This is a genomic window from Massilia sp. GCM10023247 (genome assembly GCF_042653325.1).
In the GTDB taxonomy this organism is placed as follows: domain Bacteria; phylum Pseudomonadota; class Gammaproteobacteria; order Burkholderiales; family Burkholderiaceae_D; genus Telluria.
This window is the reverse complement of the sequence record NZ_JBHSIB010000024.1, coordinates 141,016-161,679: the sequence shown is the minus strand read 5'-3', so window position 1 is coordinate 161,679 and position 20,664 is coordinate 141,016. Positions and strand designations below refer to the sequence as shown.

The window sequence follows — 20,664 nt, the reverse complement described above, 5'->3', positions numbered from 1 at the left end:
ATGCATACCAAGCTGAGCTGTTCATTTCTCTGGGATTAAATTATGCTTCGCGCACATATTTTTCCCGAGGAGACAGTGTGTCCAAACTCATCCCGACCGCGCTGCTGGCGTTGTCCGCACCCGTTTTCGCCGCGTCGAGCGTGGCGACCGGCGCCCATGCCGGCAGCGACGTGCTGCCGTTCAAGGCAACCGAAAAGACCCTCGCCAACGGCCTGAAGATCATCGTCGTGCCGACCGGTTTCCCGAACCTGGTGTCGGTCACGATTCCGGTGCAGACCGGCTCGCGCAACGAGATCGAACCGGGCAAGTCGGGCTTTGCCCACTTCTTCGAGCACATGATGTTCCGCGGCACGAAAGCCTATCCGCCGGAAAAATACCAGGAAATCATCACCAAGGCAGGCGCGCGCCAGAACGCCTATACCAGCGACGACCTCACCAATTACTACACGACCTTCGCCAAGGAAGACCTGGAAACCGTGCTGAAGGTCGAGGCCGACCGCTTCCAGCACCTGTCCTACCCGGTCGAAGCGTTCAAGACCGAATCGCGCGCCGTGCTGGGCGAGTACAACAAGAACAGCGCGAACCCGATGCAAAAGCTGTTCGAGACCCAGCGCGAAGCCGCCTTCACGACGCACACCTACAAGCACACCACGATGGGCTTCCTGAAGGACATCGAGGACATGCCGAACCAGTACGACTATTCGAAGGTCTTCTTCGACCGCTGGTATCGCCCCGAAAAGACCACCATCATCGTCGCCGGCGACGTCGAGCCGAAGCGTGCCATCGCCCTGGTCGAGAAATACTGGGCCGGCTGGCAAAAAGGGAACTACAAGGCACCGGTGCCGGCCGAACCGGCACCCAAGGGCGCCCAGTACCGCCACGTGCCATGGCCGACGGCGACCCTGCCGCTGGTGACGGTCGCCTTCCGCGCGCCGGCCTTCTCCGACACCCGGAAGGACCAGGCTGCGCTGTCGATGCTGCTCTCGCTCTCGTTCGGCCGCACCTCGCCCCTGTACAAGCGCCTGGTGCAGGACGAGCAGAAGGTCGACCAGCTGTTCGACTTCACGCCGAACCGGGTCGACCCGACCCTGGCCACGATCGGCGCGCGCGTGAAAAAACCGGCCGACGCCCTCTACGTGCGCGACGCCATCCTGCAGACCGTGGCGCGCCTGCGCGACACCCCGGTGACGAGCAAGGAGCTGCAGGATGCGAAGTCGGCCCAGAAGTATGGGCTGATCCGCTCGCTCGACAACACCGAGCAGATCGCCGCCACCCTCGCTTCCTACGTCCACTTCGACCGTTCCTACGGCACCCTGAACCGCTATTACCGCCTGGTCGACAGCTTGACCCCGGCCGACCTGCAGGCGGCCGCGCGCAACTACCTGGTCGACGACAGCATGGTCGTCACCACCCTGTCGCACGACGCCCTGCCGGCCGGGATCGCCACCCTGCCGAAGCTGGCCAGCATGGCCGGGACCACCGCGAACCTGGCCGCAAGCGACGCCAAGATCGACCTGCTGGTGCAAAAGTCGGCGCTGCCCCAGGTGCGCTTCAAGCTGCTGTTCGCAGCCGGCTCGGCCCACGACCCGAAGGGCAAGGAAGGGCTGGCTGCGCTGACCGCGGCGATGGTGGCCTCGAGCGGCTCGCAGCAGCGCAAGATCGACGAAGTGACCAAGGCCCTGTTCCCGCTTGCCGGCAGTTTCAACGAACAGGTCGACAAGGAGATGACCACCTTCAGCGGCTCGATCCACAAGGACAACTGGAACCAGTTCCTCGAGATCGCGATGCCGCTGCTGCTGGAACCGGGCTTTCGCGAGGAAGACTTCCGCCGCCTGAAGGACGCGCAGAAGAACGCGCTGCTGCTGGACCTGAAGGACAATAACGAGGAAGAGTTCGGCAAGGAGCGGCTGCAGGCCAACGTCTACGCGGGCACGCATTACGCGCATCCGGTGCTGGGCACGCTCAAGGGCATCGAATCGATCACCCTGGACGACGTCAAGGCCTTCTATCGCCGCGCCTATACGCTGGGCGCGATGCGCGTCGGCATCTCGGGTGACGTCAGCGAGCCGATGACCAATGCCCTGAAGGCCAACCTGGCGCGCCTGCCGGCCGGTCCGGGCCTGCCCGCCACCACGGCGCTGCAAGGCCGCAAGCCGAACGGCCTGGAAGTCGAGATCATCGAGAAGAACACGCGCGCCACGGCGATCTCGTTCGGCCTGCCGCTCGAGGTGACGCGTTCGCACCCGGACTTCCCGGCCCTGTGGCTGGCCAAGACCTGGCTCGGCGAACACCGCGCCTCGAGCGCCCACCTGTATCAGCAGATCCGCGAACTGCGCGGCCTGAACTACGGCGACTACGCCTATATCGAAGCCTTCCCGCGTGGGATGTACCAGTTCTTCCCGAACCCGAACCTGGGCCGCAAGGCGCAGCTGTTCGAAGTCTGGATCCGCCCTGTGGCCCCGCAAAATGCCCATTTCGCGCTGCGCCTGGCGCTGCGCGAACTCGGCAAGCTGGTCGACGAAGGCCTGAGCGAGCAGGATTTCGAGACCACCCGCGGCTACCTGATGAAGAACGTGTTCGTGATGACCGCCACCCAGGACCAGCGCCTCGGCTATGCGCTCGACTCGCAGTGGTACGGCACGCCGGAATTCACGCAGATGATGCGCGACGGACTGGCCAAGCTGACCGTGGCCGACGTCAACGCGGCGATCAGGAAGCACCTGTCGGCGCGCAACCTGTCGGTGGTGTTCATCACCAGGGACGCGGCCGGCCTGAAACAGGCCCTCGTGTCGGACGCCTTCTCGCCGATCAAGTATGACGCGCCCAAGCCGCAGGCGGTGCTGGACGAAGACCAGGTGATCGGCAACATGAAGCTGAACATCCAGCCGGAGAACGTGAAGATCACGCCGGTGGCGCAGGCCTTCGCGGAGTAAAGCCGGCCCCGGTGCGCGCACCGGGGCGGCCGGATGCAAAAAAAGCGGGCGCCCTCGGGCGCCCGCTCCTGTTTACGCAAGCCGTTCGGGAGGCCGGCAAGCTGCACCGGCCCGCCCTCGCGGACTTGTCTGGTCACCTACTTGGTCATCTTGTTCCAGCCGTGACGGACGGCGTCCTTCATGTTTTCCCAGGTCGAACCGGTCTTGCCGGCGTTGCGGGTTTCCCAGTCGCTACGCAGGCTCGGTTCCGCTTCGTCCCATGGGCGGTTGCGATACAGGTCGCTCTGGCGCATCTGCGAGCCGTAGGTGTAGGCCGGCTTGTAGGTGTCGTACGAGCTGCCGCTGCTGCCGTAGGTGCTGGTGTAGTGGTTACGGTAGTAGTCGTCATCGTCGTCGGTCATGCGGTCCCAGCCCTGGCGCACGGCCGCCTTCATCTTCTCCCAGGTCGATCCGGCCTTGCTGCCGGTGCTGCGCGACTCCCAGTCGGTACGCAGGTCGTTTTCGACCTCATCCCACTTGCGCCCGCTGTATTTCTGGTTGCGGCGCATCTCGGAGCCGTAGCTGTAGGCCGGCGCGTACTCGTCGTAGGACGCGCCGCTGCTGCCGTAGGTGCTGGTGAAGTGCTGGCGGTAGTAGTCGTCGTCGCCCATCATGTTCGAGCGGGCCGTATTGCCGCCGAGCTGCTCGACCTCGACCTCGGTGTGGCGCACCGTGTCGTGGATCTGCTGCTCGCGCTGCGAGACTTCCTTGTTGATGGTGACTTCCTCGACGATGCGGGCCGATTTCTCGACCACGGCTTCCTCGGCCGTCTCGCGCATTTCGATCGACTGTTCCTTGAAGGCGGTGGCGTCGGCGCCGCTGATCGGCTGGTCGACCGTACGGCGCTCGACGTTCACATGCTCTTCGCGCAGGCCGATGCTCTCGTCTACCGGGGTTTCGACGACACGCGAGTAGACGCGCACGCCGCCGCGCTGGACTTCACGCTTGCCGATCTTGAGCTGCTCCTGCACCACCGGGATGGCGGTCTTGGTGGTATCGCGCTGCTGCGAGCCGGTCAGGGCAGAACCCGTCATCGACGAACCGCTGGTCGACGCGGCCGAGCCTTCGAGCGAGGAACCGGTCAGCGAAGCGCCGGACTGGTTCTGCTGCAGGCTCGAGCCGCTGCCGGTGCCGCCGCCGTAGCCGCCCGCGCTCAGCTGGTCGCGCGAACCCATCGGCTCCTGGTAGGTGGTGCCCATCGGGTTCGGGTCGTTCAGCGATTGCTGGTTCAGCGGCAGGCGGTCGCCGTCCGATTGCAGCGACATCGACTGGCCGCCGCTCATGCTGCCGGCGCTGCCCATCATGGCGCCCGAGCCCATGCCGGTGGTGGCGCCCCACTTCTCGGACTGCTCGTCGATGTCGATCGGGCCGTAACGCTCGACGATGTCGGCGGCGCGCTCGACTTCCGGCTCGCTGTCGGTGTTCACGGTCAGGACGTGGTTGCCGCGCTCGACGGCGGTGGAGTACTTGGTGCTGTGTACGTTGTCGTCGCTGCCGAAGATGTCGCTGAAGAAGTTCTTGATGCTGGCGCCGATGCCCGGTTCGGTGTCGGCGCTGCTGGTCGTGCTGGTGCTGGCCATCGAACCGCCCGGGGCGGTTTCGTCGCCATGCGACAGGCGCACGTCGGAGCTGGAGAAGCCCGACGACAGCAGCTCGTTCTTGGCGCTCATTGCATCGGCGTGGTTGTCAAAGACGGCGATCAGTGTATGTTGCATGATGGTTCCTCCAGATACTGTTGGTCACTTCATTGGCGGGGTGCCGGATTCGTCGAATCGCTCGACATTCACCTGCTCGGCCTTCAGGACGACCGTTTCCTGGTGCTGCCGCTCGTGACGAACCCGAGTGATGTGAAGCTCTTCCTTGATGCGCACGCGGCGCTCCACCACCAGCACCTCCTCGAGCACCGGCACGACCAGCGTGTCGCCCTCGTAGCGGGTGGCGGGTACCTCGTCGGGCGCGACGATGCGGTCGACCGCGACGTGCCGGACATCCACCGCGTCGTGCCCGAGGGCCTCGTCGATGGTGACCGGCTGTTCGACGACTGTCTTGTGAACGCGGACGCCGCGCCCCGTGTCTACCGTACGGGTACCGACGGCAAGCTGCTCCGCGATGACCGGGATCCGCACGCAATCCTGGCCGGTTGACGCTTCTGGATTAGCTGAATTGACTGCCATCGATTTGGCTCCCTTCGGTTGCTGGCGCGAGACAAATTCAGATTACTCCAAACGGTCGGGGCATAGCGCACCATTGACGGGAGTAAATGTTGAGCTTGCTCGGAGGCGCCCGGGCGCCCTCATGCAGGAAGCGCCGGCGGCGCAAAAGGCGGGCTCGATGGGACATACGCGCGGCTGCGGGCAGCGCGCGCGGAAGGATCAGGAAAAACCGAAAGTAGATGAAGGAAAAACAGAAGTGCGGCTTGCGGGCGCGCCGGCGCCGCCCGCAAGGAGGCAGCGCAGCCTCAGGCGAAGGGGTTGCCGACGGTCTTGACCTCGGGCGCGGGCAGCTTGTCCGGCAGCGGCCCCGCCTCGAGCCGTTCCACCACGGCCTTGACGATCTCGTGCAGGCGGCGCGCATGCGCCAGCCCGGCCGCATCGAGGGTCAGGTCGACGTCGCCGGACAAGGTAATGCGATCGAGCCGGTTCTCGATCATCAGGTTGCCGATTTCGACGACGTCGGCCTCGTTCGCGTAGGGCACAAAGGACTTCTTCTTGGCATGCATGGCGTTCTCCAGTGATCGGGTTCAGGAATGTTGGCGCTGTTTCTTCTGGCGGATCGCCGGCAGGCGCAGCATGCGCTCCTTCTGCTGCTGGCTCAGGCTCGGCAGGAAGGTGATGCCGACGATGCGCTCGAGTTCGGCCACCGGGATCACCTGGATCGGGGCGTGCGCCCGGTTCTCCGTGAACCAGGCCGCCGCCGCCTTCTGGCGCGGGCTGTAGACCACCTTGTACAGGTGGGTCGGCACCAGCACGTTGCCGACCTTGCGCAGGTTGGTGCCGAGGAAGGCCGGGCCGGTGATCACGTACAGCTGCCCTTCCTTCTTCGCCATCTTGCGCACCGCGCCTTCGATCGGCGCCCAGATATGACGGTTGTGCTCGCTGTCCTGGGGCACCATGTTGGCCAGCGAAAAGCTTTCGCGCTGGGCGCTGCGGTCGGGCATGTCGCCGTTCGGCGCCATGTGGCCGCGGTCGAAGCCGCTGCGCGCATAATCGTCGAGTTCGGCGCGCTGCGAGCGCGGCAGGCGCGGCTCGGCGTGGAAGGCATTGTCGCGCTTGAGGCCCTCGGCGGCGGCGAGCTGGTCGGCACGCAGGTGCTCGGCCGACCACAGCGGGGTACGCGTGACGCCCGAATGCATGACGCCGAAGACGCCGTAGCACAGCTCGCGCGTGGCGACGGCCAGTTTCGGATTGCGGATTTCGGGCGGCCGGCCGTCCGCGTAATGGTCGGGGCAGCCCGAGGACAGGGCCGCGGCGGCGGCCGTGGCAGGCGCCAGCGCGGGCACGAGCAGCGAGGCCAGCAGGGCTGCGCCGGCAATGAATCGTTGGAACATGGTGGAATCGAAGTGTGACAAAACGGCATTGTAGCCGACACAGATTTACCCGGCGAAGGGTTGTTTCGGAAAGGATGAGTTGTCAGTACGGTGCACGATTGGATGCATTGTCTGATGGAATCGACTAGAATTGCGGGCTCTTAGTCAACATTCCATATCGGAAATACCGACCCGTCGATGGAAAATGTTCCGTTCCCGGAGGACTTGCGGCGATTCGTGCTTACCAGCATCCCGTCCGTGCCCTTCCTCGAAGCGCTGTTGCTGCTGCGCGCGAATCCGACCCAGCAGTGGCATTCGGCCACGCTGGCCGGGCGCCTGTACGTGCGCGAGCGCACCGCCGAAACCCTGCTGGAAGACCTGTGCCGCGCCGGCATGGTCGTGCCCTGCGACACGCCATCGCAAGACTGCTTCCAGTACCACCCATCGTCGGACCAGCTGCGCGAACGCATCGATGCGCTGGCCGATTTGTATTCCCGGCACCTGGTCGAAGTCACCATGCTCATCCATTCTTCCCTGGACCGCAAGGCGCAGCAATTTGCCGATGCCTTCAAATTGCGAAAGGATTCGTAATGGCGGAAACCATCTACCTGCTGTGCATCCTGACCTCGCTGGCCTGCGCCTGGCTGCTGTTCGCCAGCTACCGCCGCACGCGCTACCGCCTGCTGTTCTGGAGCGGCTCCTGCTTCGCAGTCATGACGCTGAATAACACCTTCCTGCTGCTCGACAAGATCGTATTCCCGAACATCGATTTCCTGCCGGCCCGGCTCATCAGTGCCCTGGTTGCCGTCTCGCTGCTGCTGTACGGCCTGATCTACGAAAAGGAATGAGCATGACCGACCTGTTCACTGGCGCAATCTGCATGGGGTCGATCGTGATCGCCCTCTACTTCGTACGCTTCTGGCGCAATTCGGGCGACCGCTTCTTCCTGTATTTCGCGCTCTCCTTCTTCATCGAAGGGCTGCACCGCCTGTACTCGGCCGTGAACGACGCCGGCGCCGAGGACTCGCCGCTGCACTACCTGATCCGGCTCCTGGCCTATGGCCTGATCCTGTGGGCGATCCTGGAGAAGAACCTGCCGCGCGAAGGCTCGCGCAAGTAGGCCGGCGATAAACGTGCGCCCGCGGCGGCGGCCGTCAGTAATAATGAAGCCATGACAACATCCCATCCGGAGGACATCATGGCCACGAACGACCCGCGCGGGCAGCGGCAGGCGCCGCAAACCCAGACCGACGAGCACAACCGCTCGGAAAACCTCCTGCCGGGCGAGGAAGGGGCCGAGGACGGCCGCTTCGAGGTCGCCGAGGAAGTCAACCTCGACATGCAGTCCGACGACACCCGCCGCGTCGGCCAGCTGCCCGGGAATATCCACGATTCGATGCCCGACACCATCGACACCGAACCCGAAGACGAAAACAAGGGTACCGCGTAGGGTGGTCGGCTCGACCCTACGGACTGCGGCCACGCGGCCTTGACGCCGCCCACGCGTTCAACCAGCAGGTGAGCCTTCGCGAGGTTTCACAAGGCCGGCTGAACGCGTGGGCGGCGCGAACGTCTGCGGCTCGCCAATGCCACGGTCGAGCCGCCCACCCTACATCGTCAGCCCCATCCGCAGCCCTTCGATCGTATGCGCCTGCACGATCGGCTCCAGCCGGTCGACCAGGCGGCAGGTGATGTGGCGCCGCACTTCGGGCGCCAGCGTTTCGTAATACGCGCGGGTCAATTGCAAGTCGTGCTTGTCCGCGTTGCGCGCGTCGGGCGCGTCGACCCCGAGCACGAACACCGGGCGCGAGCGATCGGAGTGGTTGGCCGTGCCGCGGTGGATCGTCAGCGCCGAGCGTGCCGAGATATCCCCCATCTGCGGCAGCTTGCGCTGGCGCCGCGCCTCGTAGCGCGGCCACAGCTCCCTGGCCGGGAACATCGGGTCGCCGCCGGCCAGGTCGTCCCACTGGGTGCCGGGGGCGATCTCGAACGGCCCCATGTCCTCGCTCACGTCGACGGTGGTGATGTTGAAGGCGAGCGAATTGAGGCGCCGGCCGACCAGGGTCGCCTCCGGAGCCGGAAAGTCGCGGTGCCAGGGCTGGTGCAGCGCGCCGGGGCCGGGCACGTCGAACCCGGCTTCGACGACGCGGTAGTCGGGGCCGAGGATGGCGCGGCAGACCGCCACCACCCAGGGATGCGACACGATGTCGGCGAAGCCGGAAATGCGTTCCGGGTGGATCTCGACGTAGTAACGGTTCGGCCCGCGCTCGAGCACGCCGCCCGGCTGGCGCTTCGCTTCCGCGAACAGGGTGGCGATATCCTGGCCCAGGCGCTCGACCCAGGCACCCTCGAATGCGCCCTTGCAGGCGATGATGCCGTCGCCGTACAGGCCGCCCATGATGGCGGCTTCGTCGTAAGGCTCGAACTTGGTCTGGCTGCTCACATTACTCTCCTTCGGTGCGAACCGGTTGAGGTTTCATGTTACTGCGAAAAACCGGAAACGGGTCGCATGCCCGCGCAGCCCCGCACCGCTCCGCACCGCCCCCTACCAGTCCAGCTTCAGCAGCAAGGCCCCCATGCGCGGCCAGCACAGGCGGCTGAGCTGCTCGCGCCCGGCCCAGCGGAAGCCGTCGGCTTCCGGCGTCGGCTTGCCGGTGACGTGGTGCGCAAAATAGCTGGTGCAGGCCAGCTGCGACAGGTCGCCCAGCTCGTCGAAGGCATCGACCCGGTACAGGTGCAGGCGCTTGTCGCGCCGGTAGTCGAACTGCCCCAGGTCGCGGAAGCGGCCGGGCGCGAAGCCGATCCCGGCCTCCTCGTGCAGTTCGCGCATTGCCGCCTCGAGCGTGGTTTCGCCCGGGTCCTGCATCCCTTTCGGGATGTCCCAGGCGGCGGTGCCGGTCACGTGGCAGAGCAGCAGCTGGCCGGCCGAATTGAGCACCAGGGTGCCGCAGGAAACGGTGTATTTGCTCATCGGCTTGGCTGCAGGCGGCCCTGGTCCCGGCCCTGGTCCCGGCCCCGGTTAGCGGCCGCCAGCGCCTGGGCCAGCGCGTCCAGGCCGACCGGCTTGGTCAGGTGCTGGTCGAAGCCGGCGTCCTGCGAGAGCGTCATGTCGCTGGCCGCGCCCCAGCCGGTAAGGGCCACCAGCACGGTGCCGCGCGTGCCCGGATCGGCGCGCAGCGCGCGCGCCAGCTCGTGCCCGTTCATGCCGGGCAGGCCGATGTCGAGGAAGGCCAGGTCGGGGCGGAACTCGCGCGCCGCCTGCAGGCCGGTCGGACCGTCGTGGGCCATCCGCGTCTCGTTGCCGAGCACGGCCAGGAGCGCGACCAGGCTTTCGGCAGCGTCGACGTTGTCGTCCACGACCAGCACCCGCAAGGGCCGCCTGGCTCCCGCTGCCGCGCCGGCGGCGGCGCCCTGCCCCTCCCCGTCCGCCGCGGCCGGGTCGGCGCGCCGCAGCGGCAGGCTCACGGTGAAAGTGCTGCCATGCCCGCGGCCGGCACTGAAGGCCTGGACCCGCCCGCCATGCAGCTCGACCAGGCGGCGCACCAGCGACAGGCCGATCCCGAGGCCGCCCTGCGCCCGGTCCAGGCTGCTGCGCACCTGGGTGAACATCTCGAATACCGAACCGATCGCCTCGGGGGCGATGCCGACCCCGCTGTCGGTCACCGCGACCAGCGCCTGGCCGTCCTCGCGCCAGCTCGCCACGTGGATACGCCCGCCGGCAGGCGTGTACTTGGCTGCATTGTTGAGCAGGTTGGCCAGCACCTGGACCAGCCGCGTCAGGTCCGCCAGCAAGGGCAGCGGCTCGTCCGGCAGGTCGACCGACAGCAGGTGGCCGCCGGCCTGGACCAGGGCCTGGCTGGTCTCGACCGCCATCTGCACCGCCAGGCGCAGGTCGACCGGCTCCTTTTTCAGCTCGATCCGTCCGCGCGTGATGCGGGCAATGTCGAGCAGGTCGTCGACCAGGTGGATCAACTGGCCCAGCTGGCGGTGCATCATGCCGTGCACCCGCGCAGCGGCCACGGCGTCGCCCGGCGCCATGCGCAGCAGGTCGAGCCCGGTGCGGATCGGCGCCAGCGGGTTGCGCAGTTCGTGCGCCAGCGTGGCCAGGAACTCGCTCTTGCGGTGGTCGGCCTCGGACAGGTCGGCCGCCACCCGCCGCAGTTCGTTCTCGGCGCGTTTCTGCTCGGTGATGTCGCGCGTGATCGTGGCCAGGCCCAGGTGGCTGCCGTCGCTCGCGTGGACGACGAAGCCCTTGAAATACACGGGCAGCGGCTCGAGGCTCCCGGCACGCGGCGCGAACTGCAGTTCTCCTTCCCATTTCTGGCGCGGCCCGGTCAGCGCCGGCAGCACCTCGGCGCGCACGAACGGACGGCAGTCGCGCGCAAAGAAGTCGAGCAGGCGCACGTCGCCGATGTCGGCCCCGGCATCGATGCCGCTCATGGCGCGCCCGGCGGGATTGAGGTACAGGCCGGCGCCGCCGGGCGCGAAGATGCCGATGAAGTCCGAGGACTGCTCGGCGACGGCGGCCAGCCGGCGCACCCCTTCCTCGGCCTGGCGCCGCTCGCTCTGGTCGCGCAGGTAGAGCGCCACCCCACCGCCCGGCGTCGGGAAGCAGCTGATCTCGTACCAGCCGCCCCAGGCGGGCAGGAAGGCCTCGGTGCGCGAGCCGATGCGCTCGAGCGCGCAGCGGCGGCAGGCGCGCTCCGGTTCGCTGCCCTGCCATTCCGGGAACAGGTCCCAGAACACCTGGTCCATCAGTTCGGGGCGCGCCAGGCCCGTGATGCGCTCGGCGGCGCTGTTGGCGTAGCCGATGCGCCAGGCGCCGTCCATGGCCAGGAAGCCGTCGGTCATGCTCTCGAGGATCACGTCCGAGCGCTCCTCGGCGGCGCGCCGCGCCAACGCCTCTTCGCGCTGCCCGATCACCAGCGAGGCGCTATTGGCCAGCAAGGCCATCGCGGCATGGTCGCGCGCGGCCCGTTCGGCATCGACCGGACCGGCCCGGTAGTACCAGGCGAACGCGCCCAGCACCGCTCCGCTGGGCGCCAGGATCGGCAGCGCGCGGCAGGCGTGCAGGCCCGCTTCGAGCGCCGGCGCCCGGGCTGCCTCCCACAGCGGGTCGGTGGCGATGTCCGGGCAATCGACCGGCTCGCCGCGCCAGGCCGCCGTGCCGCCGGCCGCGCCGAGCGGCGCGACGCCAAGGGCGTCGAGCGCCGCGCGCAGCGGCCCCGGCAGGCTGGGCGCGGCGGCGTGGCACAGGCGGTTGCCGGGCTCGGCCAGCTGGATGCCTGCCAGCGCCGCGCCGCCGGCATACTCCTCGGCCGTGCGCGCCAGCAGGTCGAGCACGTCGCCCAGCGGCGCGTTCGACACCGCCAGCTCGAGCGCGCCGCGCTGCCCGAGGGTCAGCAGGTTCGCGCGGGTGCGCTCGGTGACGTCGACGCCGTGCACCAGCACCCCGGAGATCCTGCCATCGGCCTCGCGCAGGGCCATGTAGACGAAGTCGACGTAATACGTGTCGAGGGCCGGGCCGGTTTGCAGCAGCAGGCGCACGTTGCTGCCATGGTAGGTTTCGCCGCTGCCGTACACACCCTCGAGCAGCTCGAAGAAACCCTGTCCCGCCATCTCGGGCAGCGCGGCGCGCAGCGCGCGGCCCAGCAGGGCGCGCCCGCCGACCAGGTTGGCGAAACGCTCGTTGGCCATCTCGAAGGTCAGCTCGGGGCCGCGCATCACGGCCATGAAAGCCGGCGCCTGGTAGAAGATGTCGCGCATGCGCTCGTTGGCGGCGCCGAGCTGCGCGTGCAGCTGCTCGCGCTCGAGCGCGGCCTGGCGCCGCGCGCGGCTGTCGGAAAAATTCAGCACGGCGCCCGCCCCGGCGGCCCCGCGCGCCAGCGGCGACACCGAGCACGAGACAGGCAGCAGCGCGCCGTCGCGGCAGCGCAGTTCGAGGTCGTCGGCGCGCGCCGCCGTTCCGGTGCGCACCGCCGCCAGCAGCGCGGCCGCCTGCGGGTCGCCGGGATCGGCCAGCAGGCGCTCGAGCGCCATCCCGACCGGCTCGTCCGGCGCGTAGCCGAGCAAGCCGGCGGCCGCCGCGTTCACGAAGCTGCAACGGCCGCCGGCATCGAGGCCGACGATGCCTTCGCTCGAGGATTCCAGCAGCAGCGCGAAGCGCTCGGTGCTGGCGTCGAGCGCGCGCTCGCTGCTGGCCAGGCGCTCGGCCGCCTCGTACTCCAGCGTGGCGTCGCGCATGATCTTGGCATAGCCGCGCAGCTGGCCTTCCTCGTACAGGGGAATCATGACGCCGTCGGCGAAGAAGCGGCTGCCGTCGCGCCGCAGGTGCCAGCGCCGGTCCTGGGCGCGGCCGCTGGCACGCGCTTCGGCCGCCTCTTCCTCGGGCCGGCCCGCGGCGCGGTCTTCGGGCAGGAAGATCATGTCGGCCGGCTGGCCGGCGGCCTCCTCCGCGCTCCAGCCGGTGATCGCCTGGGCACCGGCTTCCCAGGAGGTGACGCGGCGCGCCTCGTCGGTCCCGATGACGGCGTAGTCGTGCAGGTTGTCGAGGATCAGGCGGATGCGGTCCTGCCCCATGCGCTCGGCGTGCGAGGGTCGAGCCGGCGCGCGCCGCGCCAGTTCGGCGTTCTTGCGGAACAGGTCGACGAACACCGCCACCTTCGCGCGCAAGGCCGGCGCGTGCAGCGGCTTGGCGAGGCAGTCGACGGCGCCGAGCGCGTAGGCGCGCTCCAGCGGCGCGGCATCGAGGTCGCCGGCGGTGAGGAAGATGATCGGCACGGAACGCGCGCGCGGATGCTGGCGCATCAGTTCCGCGGTCTGGAAACCGTCGAGCGTCGGCATCTGCACGTCCAGCAGCACCAGCGCGAACTCGTGTTCGAGCAAGGCGCGCAGGGCCGCCTCGCCCGATCCGACCGCCACCAGGCTGTCGGCCAGGCCGGCCAGGATCGCTTCGAGCACGGCCAGGTTGGCGGGCTGGTCGTCGACGAGGAGGATGCGGGTATGGACGGCTGGACTCATCTATTCTGGCGCCGTTACGACGGGCGCACCGGCATGGCGATGCGCGTAAGCTTGCAAAGATAGCAATGTATGCCCGGGGCTTCCGATTGTCAATTGTGCGCGGGGTGAGAGGCTTGCGCTGCGGGCGTGCGCCGGGCGGGCTCGGGAGCCCACCCGACGCACGCAAAAAAGCCCGCCGGGACTGGCCGGGCGGGCTCGGTCGAGGCGCCGCAGCGCCTTGCGGGCCGGGTGCTCAGGCAGCCTTGGTCTGGGCACCGGCCGGCGTCGCCGGGGCGACGCGGGCCGCGCTGCCCGCTTCCAGCACGGCCGATGCGCGCGCCTTGCTGCCCGGCGCGGTGGTGCTGATCAGCTCGTGCATACGCGAAGCGGTCTTGTCCCACGAGGTGTTGGCGACGATGTCGCGCATGCGCCCGACCATCGTTGCCTGCTCTTCGGCGCTCATGGCCAGCATGCGCTCGCAGGCAGCAATGAACTCTTCCGGCGTGGATGCGATGGCAACCACGTCGCCGTACGGGACCTTGACGTCGGTGATCGGGGTGCTGACGCTCGGCTTTTCGGCGGCCATGTACTCCAGCACCTTGGTCGGGCTGATGAACTTGGTCGAATCGTTCATCGCGAAGGGCAGCAAGCACACGTCCCAGCCGGCCAGGAACTTCGGCAGTTCGTCGTAGTTGCGCTGGCCCATGTAGTGGACGTTCGCGGCGCGCGGCAGTTCGGCCGGGTCGATCTTGACCACCGGGCCGACCAGCACGATCTGCCATTCCGGATGGGCTTCTGCCATGCGGCGGACCAGTTCGGTGTCGAAACGCTCGTCGATGACGCCATAGAAACCGAGGCGCGGGCCGGCGATCTGGGTCTGCTCGGGGTGCGAAATCGCGCTGTCGAGGGCCTGGCGGAAGTGCTTGGCGTCGACGCTGCTCGAGAAGCAGTGGGCGTTCGCGTGGCGGTTCTTCTTCGCTTCGTACAGGCTCGGGCCGCCGGTGAAGACCAGGTCGGCAATGCCGAGCAGGGCCGATTCGCGCTGCAGCAGCTGCTTCGGCGGGTTCTTGAAGGCGGCCAGTTCGTCCATGCAGTCGTAGACGACCAGCGACGGGTTCAGGCCCTGCAGCAGCGGCAGCGCCATCGGGGTGTAGAACCAGACGACCGGACGCTCGCCTTCCGGCACCAGGTCGGCCAGCAGGCCTTGCAGGGTCGGGATCTGGTCGTCGTGGAAACCGTGGGCGTGGATGTTGGTATGCGGGCGGCACACCGTGATGTTCGGCGCGACGGCCGTCTTCTGCAGGTGTGCCGCGCCCTCGCTGTGTACCGGTTCCTCCACAAGCAGGATTTGGTAGTGCTCCGCCAGGCGCGTCATCAGGTGCTGGGGACGCTGGAAGACGAAGTCCCAACGCAGGTGGCAAAACACGATAAGGGTCGGCATGTTGATTTCCTCTCGCCTTGGTGGCGCTTTAGTTGATCTTGGGTCCGTGCTGGACGGGCTGCAGCGGCAGTTGAACACGCTGAACCACGACGCCGGAGCAGCGAATCGTAACATGCAAATTTGCTATTATTTTCATTTATGCATTGCAACATTTAAAACAAGAAGGGTGTTTTCGGCAACACAAGCCGTTTCCTCATAGGAGAGCCCGGTGTCGCCAGGAATCATTTGTAGGGTTAGTCCTACATATATACAAGAAAATCAACTACGAAAACTCATCCATACACGGGCCGCGCGCAACCGTGCGCGAGGCGCAAAGCTGCTGCCGGAGCGGGTTTCGGGAGCTCGACAGTACCGGCGCACAGGCGCGCAGGGTGTCGGCGGGCGCGTACATGAAGCCGGGTCAGACGGCGCCGGAAACCGGCGCAGCGCCGCCCGGATGGCATCAAGCGGGAACAAAGGCGGGAGCCGCGCAGGGGGCCTGAAGCGCCCCCCCCCGCACTGCAGCAAGAGCGGATTACGCGGGCGGGTAAGGCTGGGCGCCTTCCGGGTGCCCGTCTGCGCTGAAGCCGTCGGCGGTCGAGACGTCGTCGATGCCGAGGGTGCCGAGGGCATCGCACAATTCGTCGATCTCGGCGCCGAGGTCGGCCGCCAGGTCGGTCGGCTTGACGACGCCGCCCCAGGGCGGGCCGCCGTCGAGTGCGTACAGGTTCACGCGCAATTCGATGTGTTCGCCGGCATCCTGGGGCGCCACCACGGCGCGCACCGCGTCCGGCGCCAGTTCCTTGCTGGCCAGCAGGCGGTTGATCTCGGACAGGGTGCCGAGCATGGCCAGCTCGGCCACGCCCTGCTCTTTCGCGCCGTGGAACAGGTCCTGGTACAGGAAATTGAGCTGCAGCCGGTCCGGCTCGCTCGTCAGGCAGCGCCGCACCAGCGGCGCTACCCGCTCGGTCCAGGCGCGGTAGCGGCGCATGCGGTCGGCGAAATACACGTCAGCGCCGATCTCGTCCTTCGGCACCGCATAGAACGGGTCGTCGGCCCGCTTGAGCGAAAAGCCGAGCAGGAAGCGCAGCTCCATCGCCGCTTCGTCCGGCGCGACCGGCTCGCCGGTCCAGCCGCGGATGCTGTTTTCCAGCAGCGGCGCCGGCGCAGGCTTCTTGCTGCCCAGGGTGGCAGCCGCCTCGCGCAGCAGCTCCTGCAGGGTGCTGTAGCCGATGTGGTCGACCTCGGCCAGGTCGTAGGCGTGGCGCACCAGGGCCACTTTTGCCCGCGGGCTATCCAGTTCGAGGGCGACGAAGCTCGCCGCCAGTTCCGCGTAGGCCTCGTCGTCGGCGAAGTTTTCCTGGGCCGCCAGGCCGCCCGTGCTCTGCACGAACAGCGGGATCAGGAAGGCGTCGATCTCGAATTCCGGCTCCCCTTCGCGGCGCAGGCGCATGGTCGCCGCCTCTTCGCCGATGTGGGCACGCAGCAGGCGGCAGGCGTCCGGATCGGTAAAGCGCGCCAGCTCGATGGCGCCGTACAGCACCTCGTCATGCTTGCGGCGCAGGGCGCGCCGGATGGCGACGACCAGTTCTTCCGCGTGCCCCGCAGCGCCTTCCGGATCGACTTCCTCGCCCTCGGCTACCTCGAGCGCGAGGTCGGCCAGGGCCTGGGCCTGGGCTTCCAGGTCGGGTTCGGCGGCGGCGGCCGGCTTGCGCGGCACGGGCTTCTTGTTCTTCGGCATAGTCGATCGTATCAATGGTGGAGCCGACATGGTAGCGCATCGCGCGCATGGCAAGGGGATCGGACTGCGCGTTTCGGCTGCGCTTCAGCCAGCCCGCGCGGCCTCTGGGGTCACGGGCACGTTCGCCAGCGCGGCCAGGATCTCCTCCGGCTCGGCCGGCTTGGCAATGTGCAGGTCGAAGCCGGCTTCGCGCGCGCGGGTCTTGTCGGCCATCTGGCCGTAGCCGGTCAGCGCGATCAGCAGGGTCGACTCGAACTGGGGCATCGCGCGCAGGCGCCGCGCCAGCTCGTAACCGTTCATGTCGGGCAGCCCGATGTCGAGGATGAACACGTCCGGGCGTTCGAACGCGGCCCACTCGAGCGCGCTGGCGGCGTCGTAATAGGTCGACACCAGGTGGTCGCCGGCCGCTTCGAGCAGCAGCGAGAGGCTGACCGCGGCATCGATGTTGTCGTCGACCAGCATGACGCGCAGCGCATGACCCGCCGCTTCGGTGGCGCGGCGCGGCGGCGCCGGCGAAGCGAGCGCCGCCAGCTCGAGCCTGAGCGGCAGGCGCACCGTGAAGATGCTGCCGGCCCCGCGTCCCGGGCTGCTGGCGTCGACCGTGCCGCCGTGCAGCTGCACCAGGCTGCGCACCAGCGCCAGGCCCAGCCCGAGGCCGCCCTGGGCGCGGTGGGCCTTGCGCTCGCCCTGCGAGAACAGGTCGAACACGCGCGGCAGCAGCTCGGCGGTGATGCCCTCGCCGTCGTCGGCCACGGAGAGGCTCGCCTCATCCCCGGCGCAGGCCAGGGACAGCTGGATGTTGCCGTGCATCGGCGTATATTTGGCCGAGTTGGTGAGCAGGTTGGCCACCACCTGGGTCAGCCGGGTCGGATCGCCGCGCACCCCGACCCGGTGCGTGGGCAGGCGCAATTCGAGCCGGTGCTGGCGCTCCTCGAGCAGCGGGCGGGTCTGCTCGACGGCGCGCTCGACGACGTCGCGCAGGTCGACGTCTTCCGGGTTCAACGTGACCAGGCCGCGCGTCACCCGCGACACGTCGAGCATGTCGCCCAGCAGGCGGTTCATGTGCTCCACCTGGCGGCCGATCACGTCGCCGGCGTAGCGCGCGCGGTGGCCGTCGACGTCCGGCATTTTCAACAGCTGGGCAGCGGTGACGATCGGCGCGAGCGGGTTGCGCAGCTCGTGGCCGAGCATGGCGAGGAACTGGTCCTTGGCGCGGTTCTCCTCTTCGGCCGTCTGGCGCGCATGGGTTTCGCGCTCCAGCTGCGACTGGCGCTCGTTGCCGGCGCTGTCGCGAAACGCCTGGGCGCGCCGCAACTCGGAGCCGGCCTTGCGCAAGGCAGCGAGCAGGCGGTCGATCTCGACGATGCGCGAGCGCAGCCTGGGCGGCATTTCGGCGCGGCCCAGCATGCCCGCGGCGTCGACGGCGCGCTCCATCGAGCGGGTGTAGCCGCGCGCGAACCAGGCTGCCGCCAGGCAGGCCACGCCCAGCGCCGCCAGCAGTGCCAGCGCCGCCTCGCGTTGGGCCGGGCCGGCGCGGCTGCTGACCGCGCCCGGCGGCACCGCGATCGACACCAGCCAGCCCGAACGCGGCGCATGGGTGAACACGACTGTCGACGGCCCGCCGTGGCGCATCGGCAGGTCCAGCACGCCGCTGTCGCGCGCGCGCGCGGCCGCCAGCAGTTGCGGCGGCGCGTCCTGGCCGGCCAGCGCGGCCGATCCATGGCTCGAGGCCACCAGGTGACCCTCGCGGTCGGCGATGTCGATCTGCCAGTCGCTCGGCAGGCCGGCGTCGGCCAGCACCCGGCGGAAGTGATGGGTGCTGAAATGGACCAGCAGCGCATAGCGCCGCCCGCCGGCCTGGGCCGGCACGGCCACGGCCGTGCTCAGGCGCTCGCCGAGGTGGCCGGGCGTGACATCGGCAATGAAGGCACGGTCCTGCTTGAAGAGTTCGTCGAGAAACGGCGGCGGCGGGGTGGCCGGCAGCAGCGTGCCGGGCGGCGCCAGGGTGTTGACCAGCTCGACGCCCTGCTCGTCGAGCAACGCAGTCCAGCTCGCAGGCCCCGGCGCGGCCAGTTTCGCTTCCCGGTGAAAGACCGCGAAGTCACCGCGGGCCAGCGAGGGCGAGCCGGCCAGCACGCGCAGCGCCGCGCCCGCCTTCGACAGCTCGTCGTCGACCAGCAGCGCGCCCCGGTGCGACGACTGCGCCAGGCGCGCCACCGCCGTCTGCGTGCCGGCGTCGTCGAGCAAACGCAGCACGAAGCCGGCGAACAGGATCACCGGCACCAGAATTGCCGCGGCCATCAGGTACAGGTAGGCACGGATTTGCATCGCCGGCTCACAGGTTGACGGCCGTCGACGTGACGGCCAGCAAAATTAATAATACCAACACTGCAATGTAAAGCAACAAAAGAGTGTAAAACCGGTTACCGCTGTTCCAAATCGCCGCGGCGGCGGCCCTGGATCGCCGCGCGCTGGCAAAATCGCCAATATTGCCGGGCCGGGGTGGGCTGCTCAGTGTTATGCTTCGGCCATCGAAACCGCGCCAGAGGCGCCCCTGCTGGAGACCCCTCCCCAATGCTCGACAATTACTTCAAACTCAAGGAAAGCGGCAGCGACGTTCGTACCGAACTGCTCGCCGGCCTGACCACCTTCCTGACGATGGCGTACATCATCTTCGTGAACCCGTCGATCCTGGGCGACGCGGGCATGCCCAAGGAAGCCGTGTTCGTGGCCACCTGCCTGGTGGCCGCGCTCGGCAGCGCCGTGATGGGCCTGTACGCGAATTACCCGATCGGCATGGCGCCGGGCATGGGCCTGAACGCCTATTTCGCGTATGCGGTGGTGCTGGGCATGGGCGTGGCCTGGCCGGCGGCGCTCGGCGCCGTCTTCATCTCCGGCTGCCTGTTCATCCTGGTGTCGGTGCTCGGCCTGCGCGGCGCGATCGTCAACGGCATTCCGCATTCGCTGCGGGTCGCCATTACCGTCGGCCTGGGGATGTTCCTGGCGCTGATCGCGCTGAAGAACGCCGGCATCGTGGTCGGCAGCGAGCCGACCCTGGTCAAGGCGGGCGACCTGCACGCGCCGCCGGCCGTGATGGCCGTCTTCGGCTTCCTCCTGATCGTCACCCTCGACCGCCTGAAGGTACGCGGCGCGATCCTGATCGGCATCATCGCCGTCACCATCCTTTCATTCTTCTTCGGCGGCAATACCTTCAAGGGCGTGTTCTCGCTGCCGCCGTCGATCGACCCCACCCTGCTCAAGCTCGACATCCCGGGCGCCCTCTCGGTCGGCATCCTGAACGTGGTGCTGGTGTTCTTCCTGGTCGAGCTGTTCGACGCCACCGGTACCCTGATGGGCGTGGCCAGCCGCGCCGGCCTGCTGGTCGAGGGCAAGATGGAACGCCTGAACAAGGCGCTGCTGGCCGACAGCGGCGCCATCGTCGCCGGCGCCGCGCTCGGCACTTCGAGCACCACCGCCTACATCGAGAGCGCTGCCGGCGTGCAGGCCGGTGGGCGCACGGGCCTGACCGCGCTGGCAGTGGCGCTGCTGTTCCTGGCCTGCCTGTTCATCGCGCCGCTCGCCGGCGTGGTGCCGGCCTACGCGACCGCGCCGGCGCTGCTGTTCGTCGCCTGCCTGATGCTGCGCGACCTCGGCGACATCGAATGGGGCGACACCACCGAAAGCATCCCGGCGGCGATTACCGCGCTGGTGATCCCGTTCACCTATTCGATCGCCGAGGGCATTGCCTTCGGCTTCATCACCTATGCGGCGCTGAAGCTGACCACGGGCCGCGCGCGCGAAGTCAAGCCGGTGGTCTGGATCATTGCCGGGCTGTTCATTTTCAAGATCGTTTATATAGGTACCTGAGTCGGCACCTGCGCCGGCACCCGCGCCCGGTTGGCCCGGAAAGCCGCGCTTATGCTGCTTCTGGGATACAATCAGGGCCGAGCCCCTGCCGCCCAGCGAGCGCCGGCGCTCCTTTCCCGAACGACCGGCCGGTCCGCGG

General features: G+C 68.1%; 16 protein-coding genes. 6 read left to right on the top strand and 10 right to left on the bottom strand.

Annotated elements, in window-relative coordinates:
- Positions 1-77: 77 nt before the first annotated feature.
- Positions 78-2,933 carry a M16 family metallopeptidase gene (locus tag ACFPAH_RS19895; RefSeq protein ID WP_379748788.1) on the top strand — a complete coding sequence of 952 codons (2,856 nt, stop codon included), beginning with the start codon at positions 78-80 and terminating at the stop codon, positions 2,931-2,933.
- A 137-nt stretch (positions 2,934-3,070) separates the two neighbouring features.
- Here the strand turns inward: ACFPAH_RS19895 and ACFPAH_RS19890 are convergent, their stop codons facing one another.
- The 4 genes from ACFPAH_RS19890 to ACFPAH_RS19875 form a co-directional block, all read right to left on the bottom strand.
- Positions 3,071-4,687 (bottom strand): YsnF/AvaK domain-containing protein, encoded by a 1,617-nt coding sequence (locus ACFPAH_RS19890; protein WP_379748786.1) that lies wholly within the window; start codon positions 4,685-4,687, stop codon positions 3,071-3,073.
- Positions 4,688-4,711: 24 nt separating this feature from the next.
- A complete protein-coding gene (locus ACFPAH_RS19885) occupies positions 4,712-5,146 on the bottom strand; it encodes a DUF2382 domain-containing protein (protein ID WP_379748784.1) in 435 nt (144 codons plus the stop codon).
- A 284-nt stretch (positions 5,147-5,430) separates the two neighbouring features.
- Positions 5,431-5,691, bottom strand: a complete 261-nt coding sequence (locus ACFPAH_RS19880) for a hypothetical protein (protein WP_379748782.1) — start codon at positions 5,689-5,691, stop codon at positions 5,431-5,433.
- Positions 5,692-5,712: 21 nt separating this feature from the next.
- A complete protein-coding gene (locus ACFPAH_RS19875; RefSeq protein ID WP_379748780.1) occupies positions 5,713-6,519 on the bottom strand; it encodes a DNA/RNA non-specific endonuclease in 807 nt (268 codons plus the stop codon).
- Between the two features lie 216 nt (positions 6,520-6,735).
- Here ACFPAH_RS19875 and ACFPAH_RS19870 point away from each other — a divergent pair, with 216 nt between their 5' ends.
- From ACFPAH_RS19870 to ACFPAH_RS19855, 4 genes are all read left to right on the top strand, one after another.
- On the top strand, positions 6,736-7,089 hold the full coding sequence (locus ACFPAH_RS19870; protein ID WP_379748778.1) for a hypothetical protein: 354 nt from the start codon (positions 6,736-6,738) through the stop codon (positions 7,087-7,089).
- Positions 7,089-7,346 (top strand): DUF5985 family protein, encoded by a 258-nt coding sequence (locus ACFPAH_RS19865; RefSeq protein ID WP_379748776.1) that lies wholly within the window; start codon positions 7,089-7,091, stop codon positions 7,344-7,346. Before ACFPAH_RS19870 ends, ACFPAH_RS19865 begins: the two co-directional genes overlap by 1 nt.
- Before the next feature lie 2 nt (positions 7,347-7,348).
- Entirely contained in the window at positions 7,349-7,618 is a 270-nt protein-coding gene (locus ACFPAH_RS19860) for a DUF5985 family protein (protein WP_379748774.1), read from the top strand.
- A gap of 78 nt (positions 7,619-7,696) precedes the next feature.
- A complete protein-coding gene (locus ACFPAH_RS19855) occupies positions 7,697-7,948 on the top strand; it encodes a hypothetical protein (protein WP_379748772.1) in 252 nt (83 codons plus the stop codon).
- A gap of 159 nt (positions 7,949-8,107) precedes the next feature.
- Here the strand turns inward: ACFPAH_RS19855 and ACFPAH_RS19850 are convergent, their stop codons facing one another.
- The 6 genes from ACFPAH_RS19850 to ACFPAH_RS19825 all read right to left on the bottom strand — a co-directional run bounded on the left by ACFPAH_RS19850 (position 8,108) and on the right by ACFPAH_RS19825 (position 18,986).
- Complete coding sequence (locus tag ACFPAH_RS19850; RefSeq protein WP_379748770.1) at positions 8,108-8,941, bottom strand: phytanoyl-CoA dioxygenase family protein; 834 nt, start codon at positions 8,939-8,941, stop codon at positions 8,108-8,110.
- A 102-nt stretch (positions 8,942-9,043) separates the two neighbouring features.
- A complete protein-coding gene (locus ACFPAH_RS19845) occupies positions 9,044-9,469 on the bottom strand; it encodes an NUDIX hydrolase (RefSeq protein WP_379748768.1) in 426 nt (141 codons plus the stop codon).
- On the bottom strand, positions 9,466-13,518 hold the full coding sequence (locus ACFPAH_RS19840) for a PAS domain S-box protein (protein ID WP_379748766.1): 4,053 nt from the start codon (positions 13,516-13,518) through the stop codon (positions 9,466-9,468). The genes ACFPAH_RS19845 and ACFPAH_RS19840 overlap by 4 nt, the downstream gene beginning before the upstream one ends.
- 232 nt (positions 13,519-13,750) lie before the next feature.
- The gene (locus ACFPAH_RS19835; RefSeq protein WP_379748764.1) at positions 13,751-14,938 is read right to left on the bottom strand and encodes a glycosyltransferase family 1 protein; all 1,188 of its coding nucleotides are present in this window, start codon (positions 14,936-14,938) and stop codon (positions 13,751-13,753) included.
- Between the two features lie 514 nt (positions 14,939-15,452).
- Positions 15,453-16,658: a hypothetical protein gene (locus ACFPAH_RS19830; protein ID WP_379748762.1), complete on the bottom strand. Its 1,206-nt coding sequence runs from the start codon at positions 16,656-16,658 to the stop codon at positions 15,453-15,455.
- 84 nt (positions 16,659-16,742) lie between these two features.
- Positions 16,743-18,986, bottom strand: a complete 2,244-nt coding sequence (locus ACFPAH_RS19825; protein WP_379748760.1) for a hybrid sensor histidine kinase/response regulator — start codon at positions 18,984-18,986, stop codon at positions 16,743-16,745.
- A gap of 246 nt (positions 18,987-19,232) precedes the next feature.
- Between ACFPAH_RS19825 and ACFPAH_RS19820 the strand changes: the two genes are divergently transcribed.
- Positions 19,233-20,525 (top strand): NCS2 family permease, encoded by a 1,293-nt coding sequence (locus tag ACFPAH_RS19820; protein ID WP_379748758.1) that lies wholly within the window; start codon positions 19,233-19,235, stop codon positions 20,523-20,525.
- Positions 20,526-20,664 lie beyond the last annotated feature (139 nt).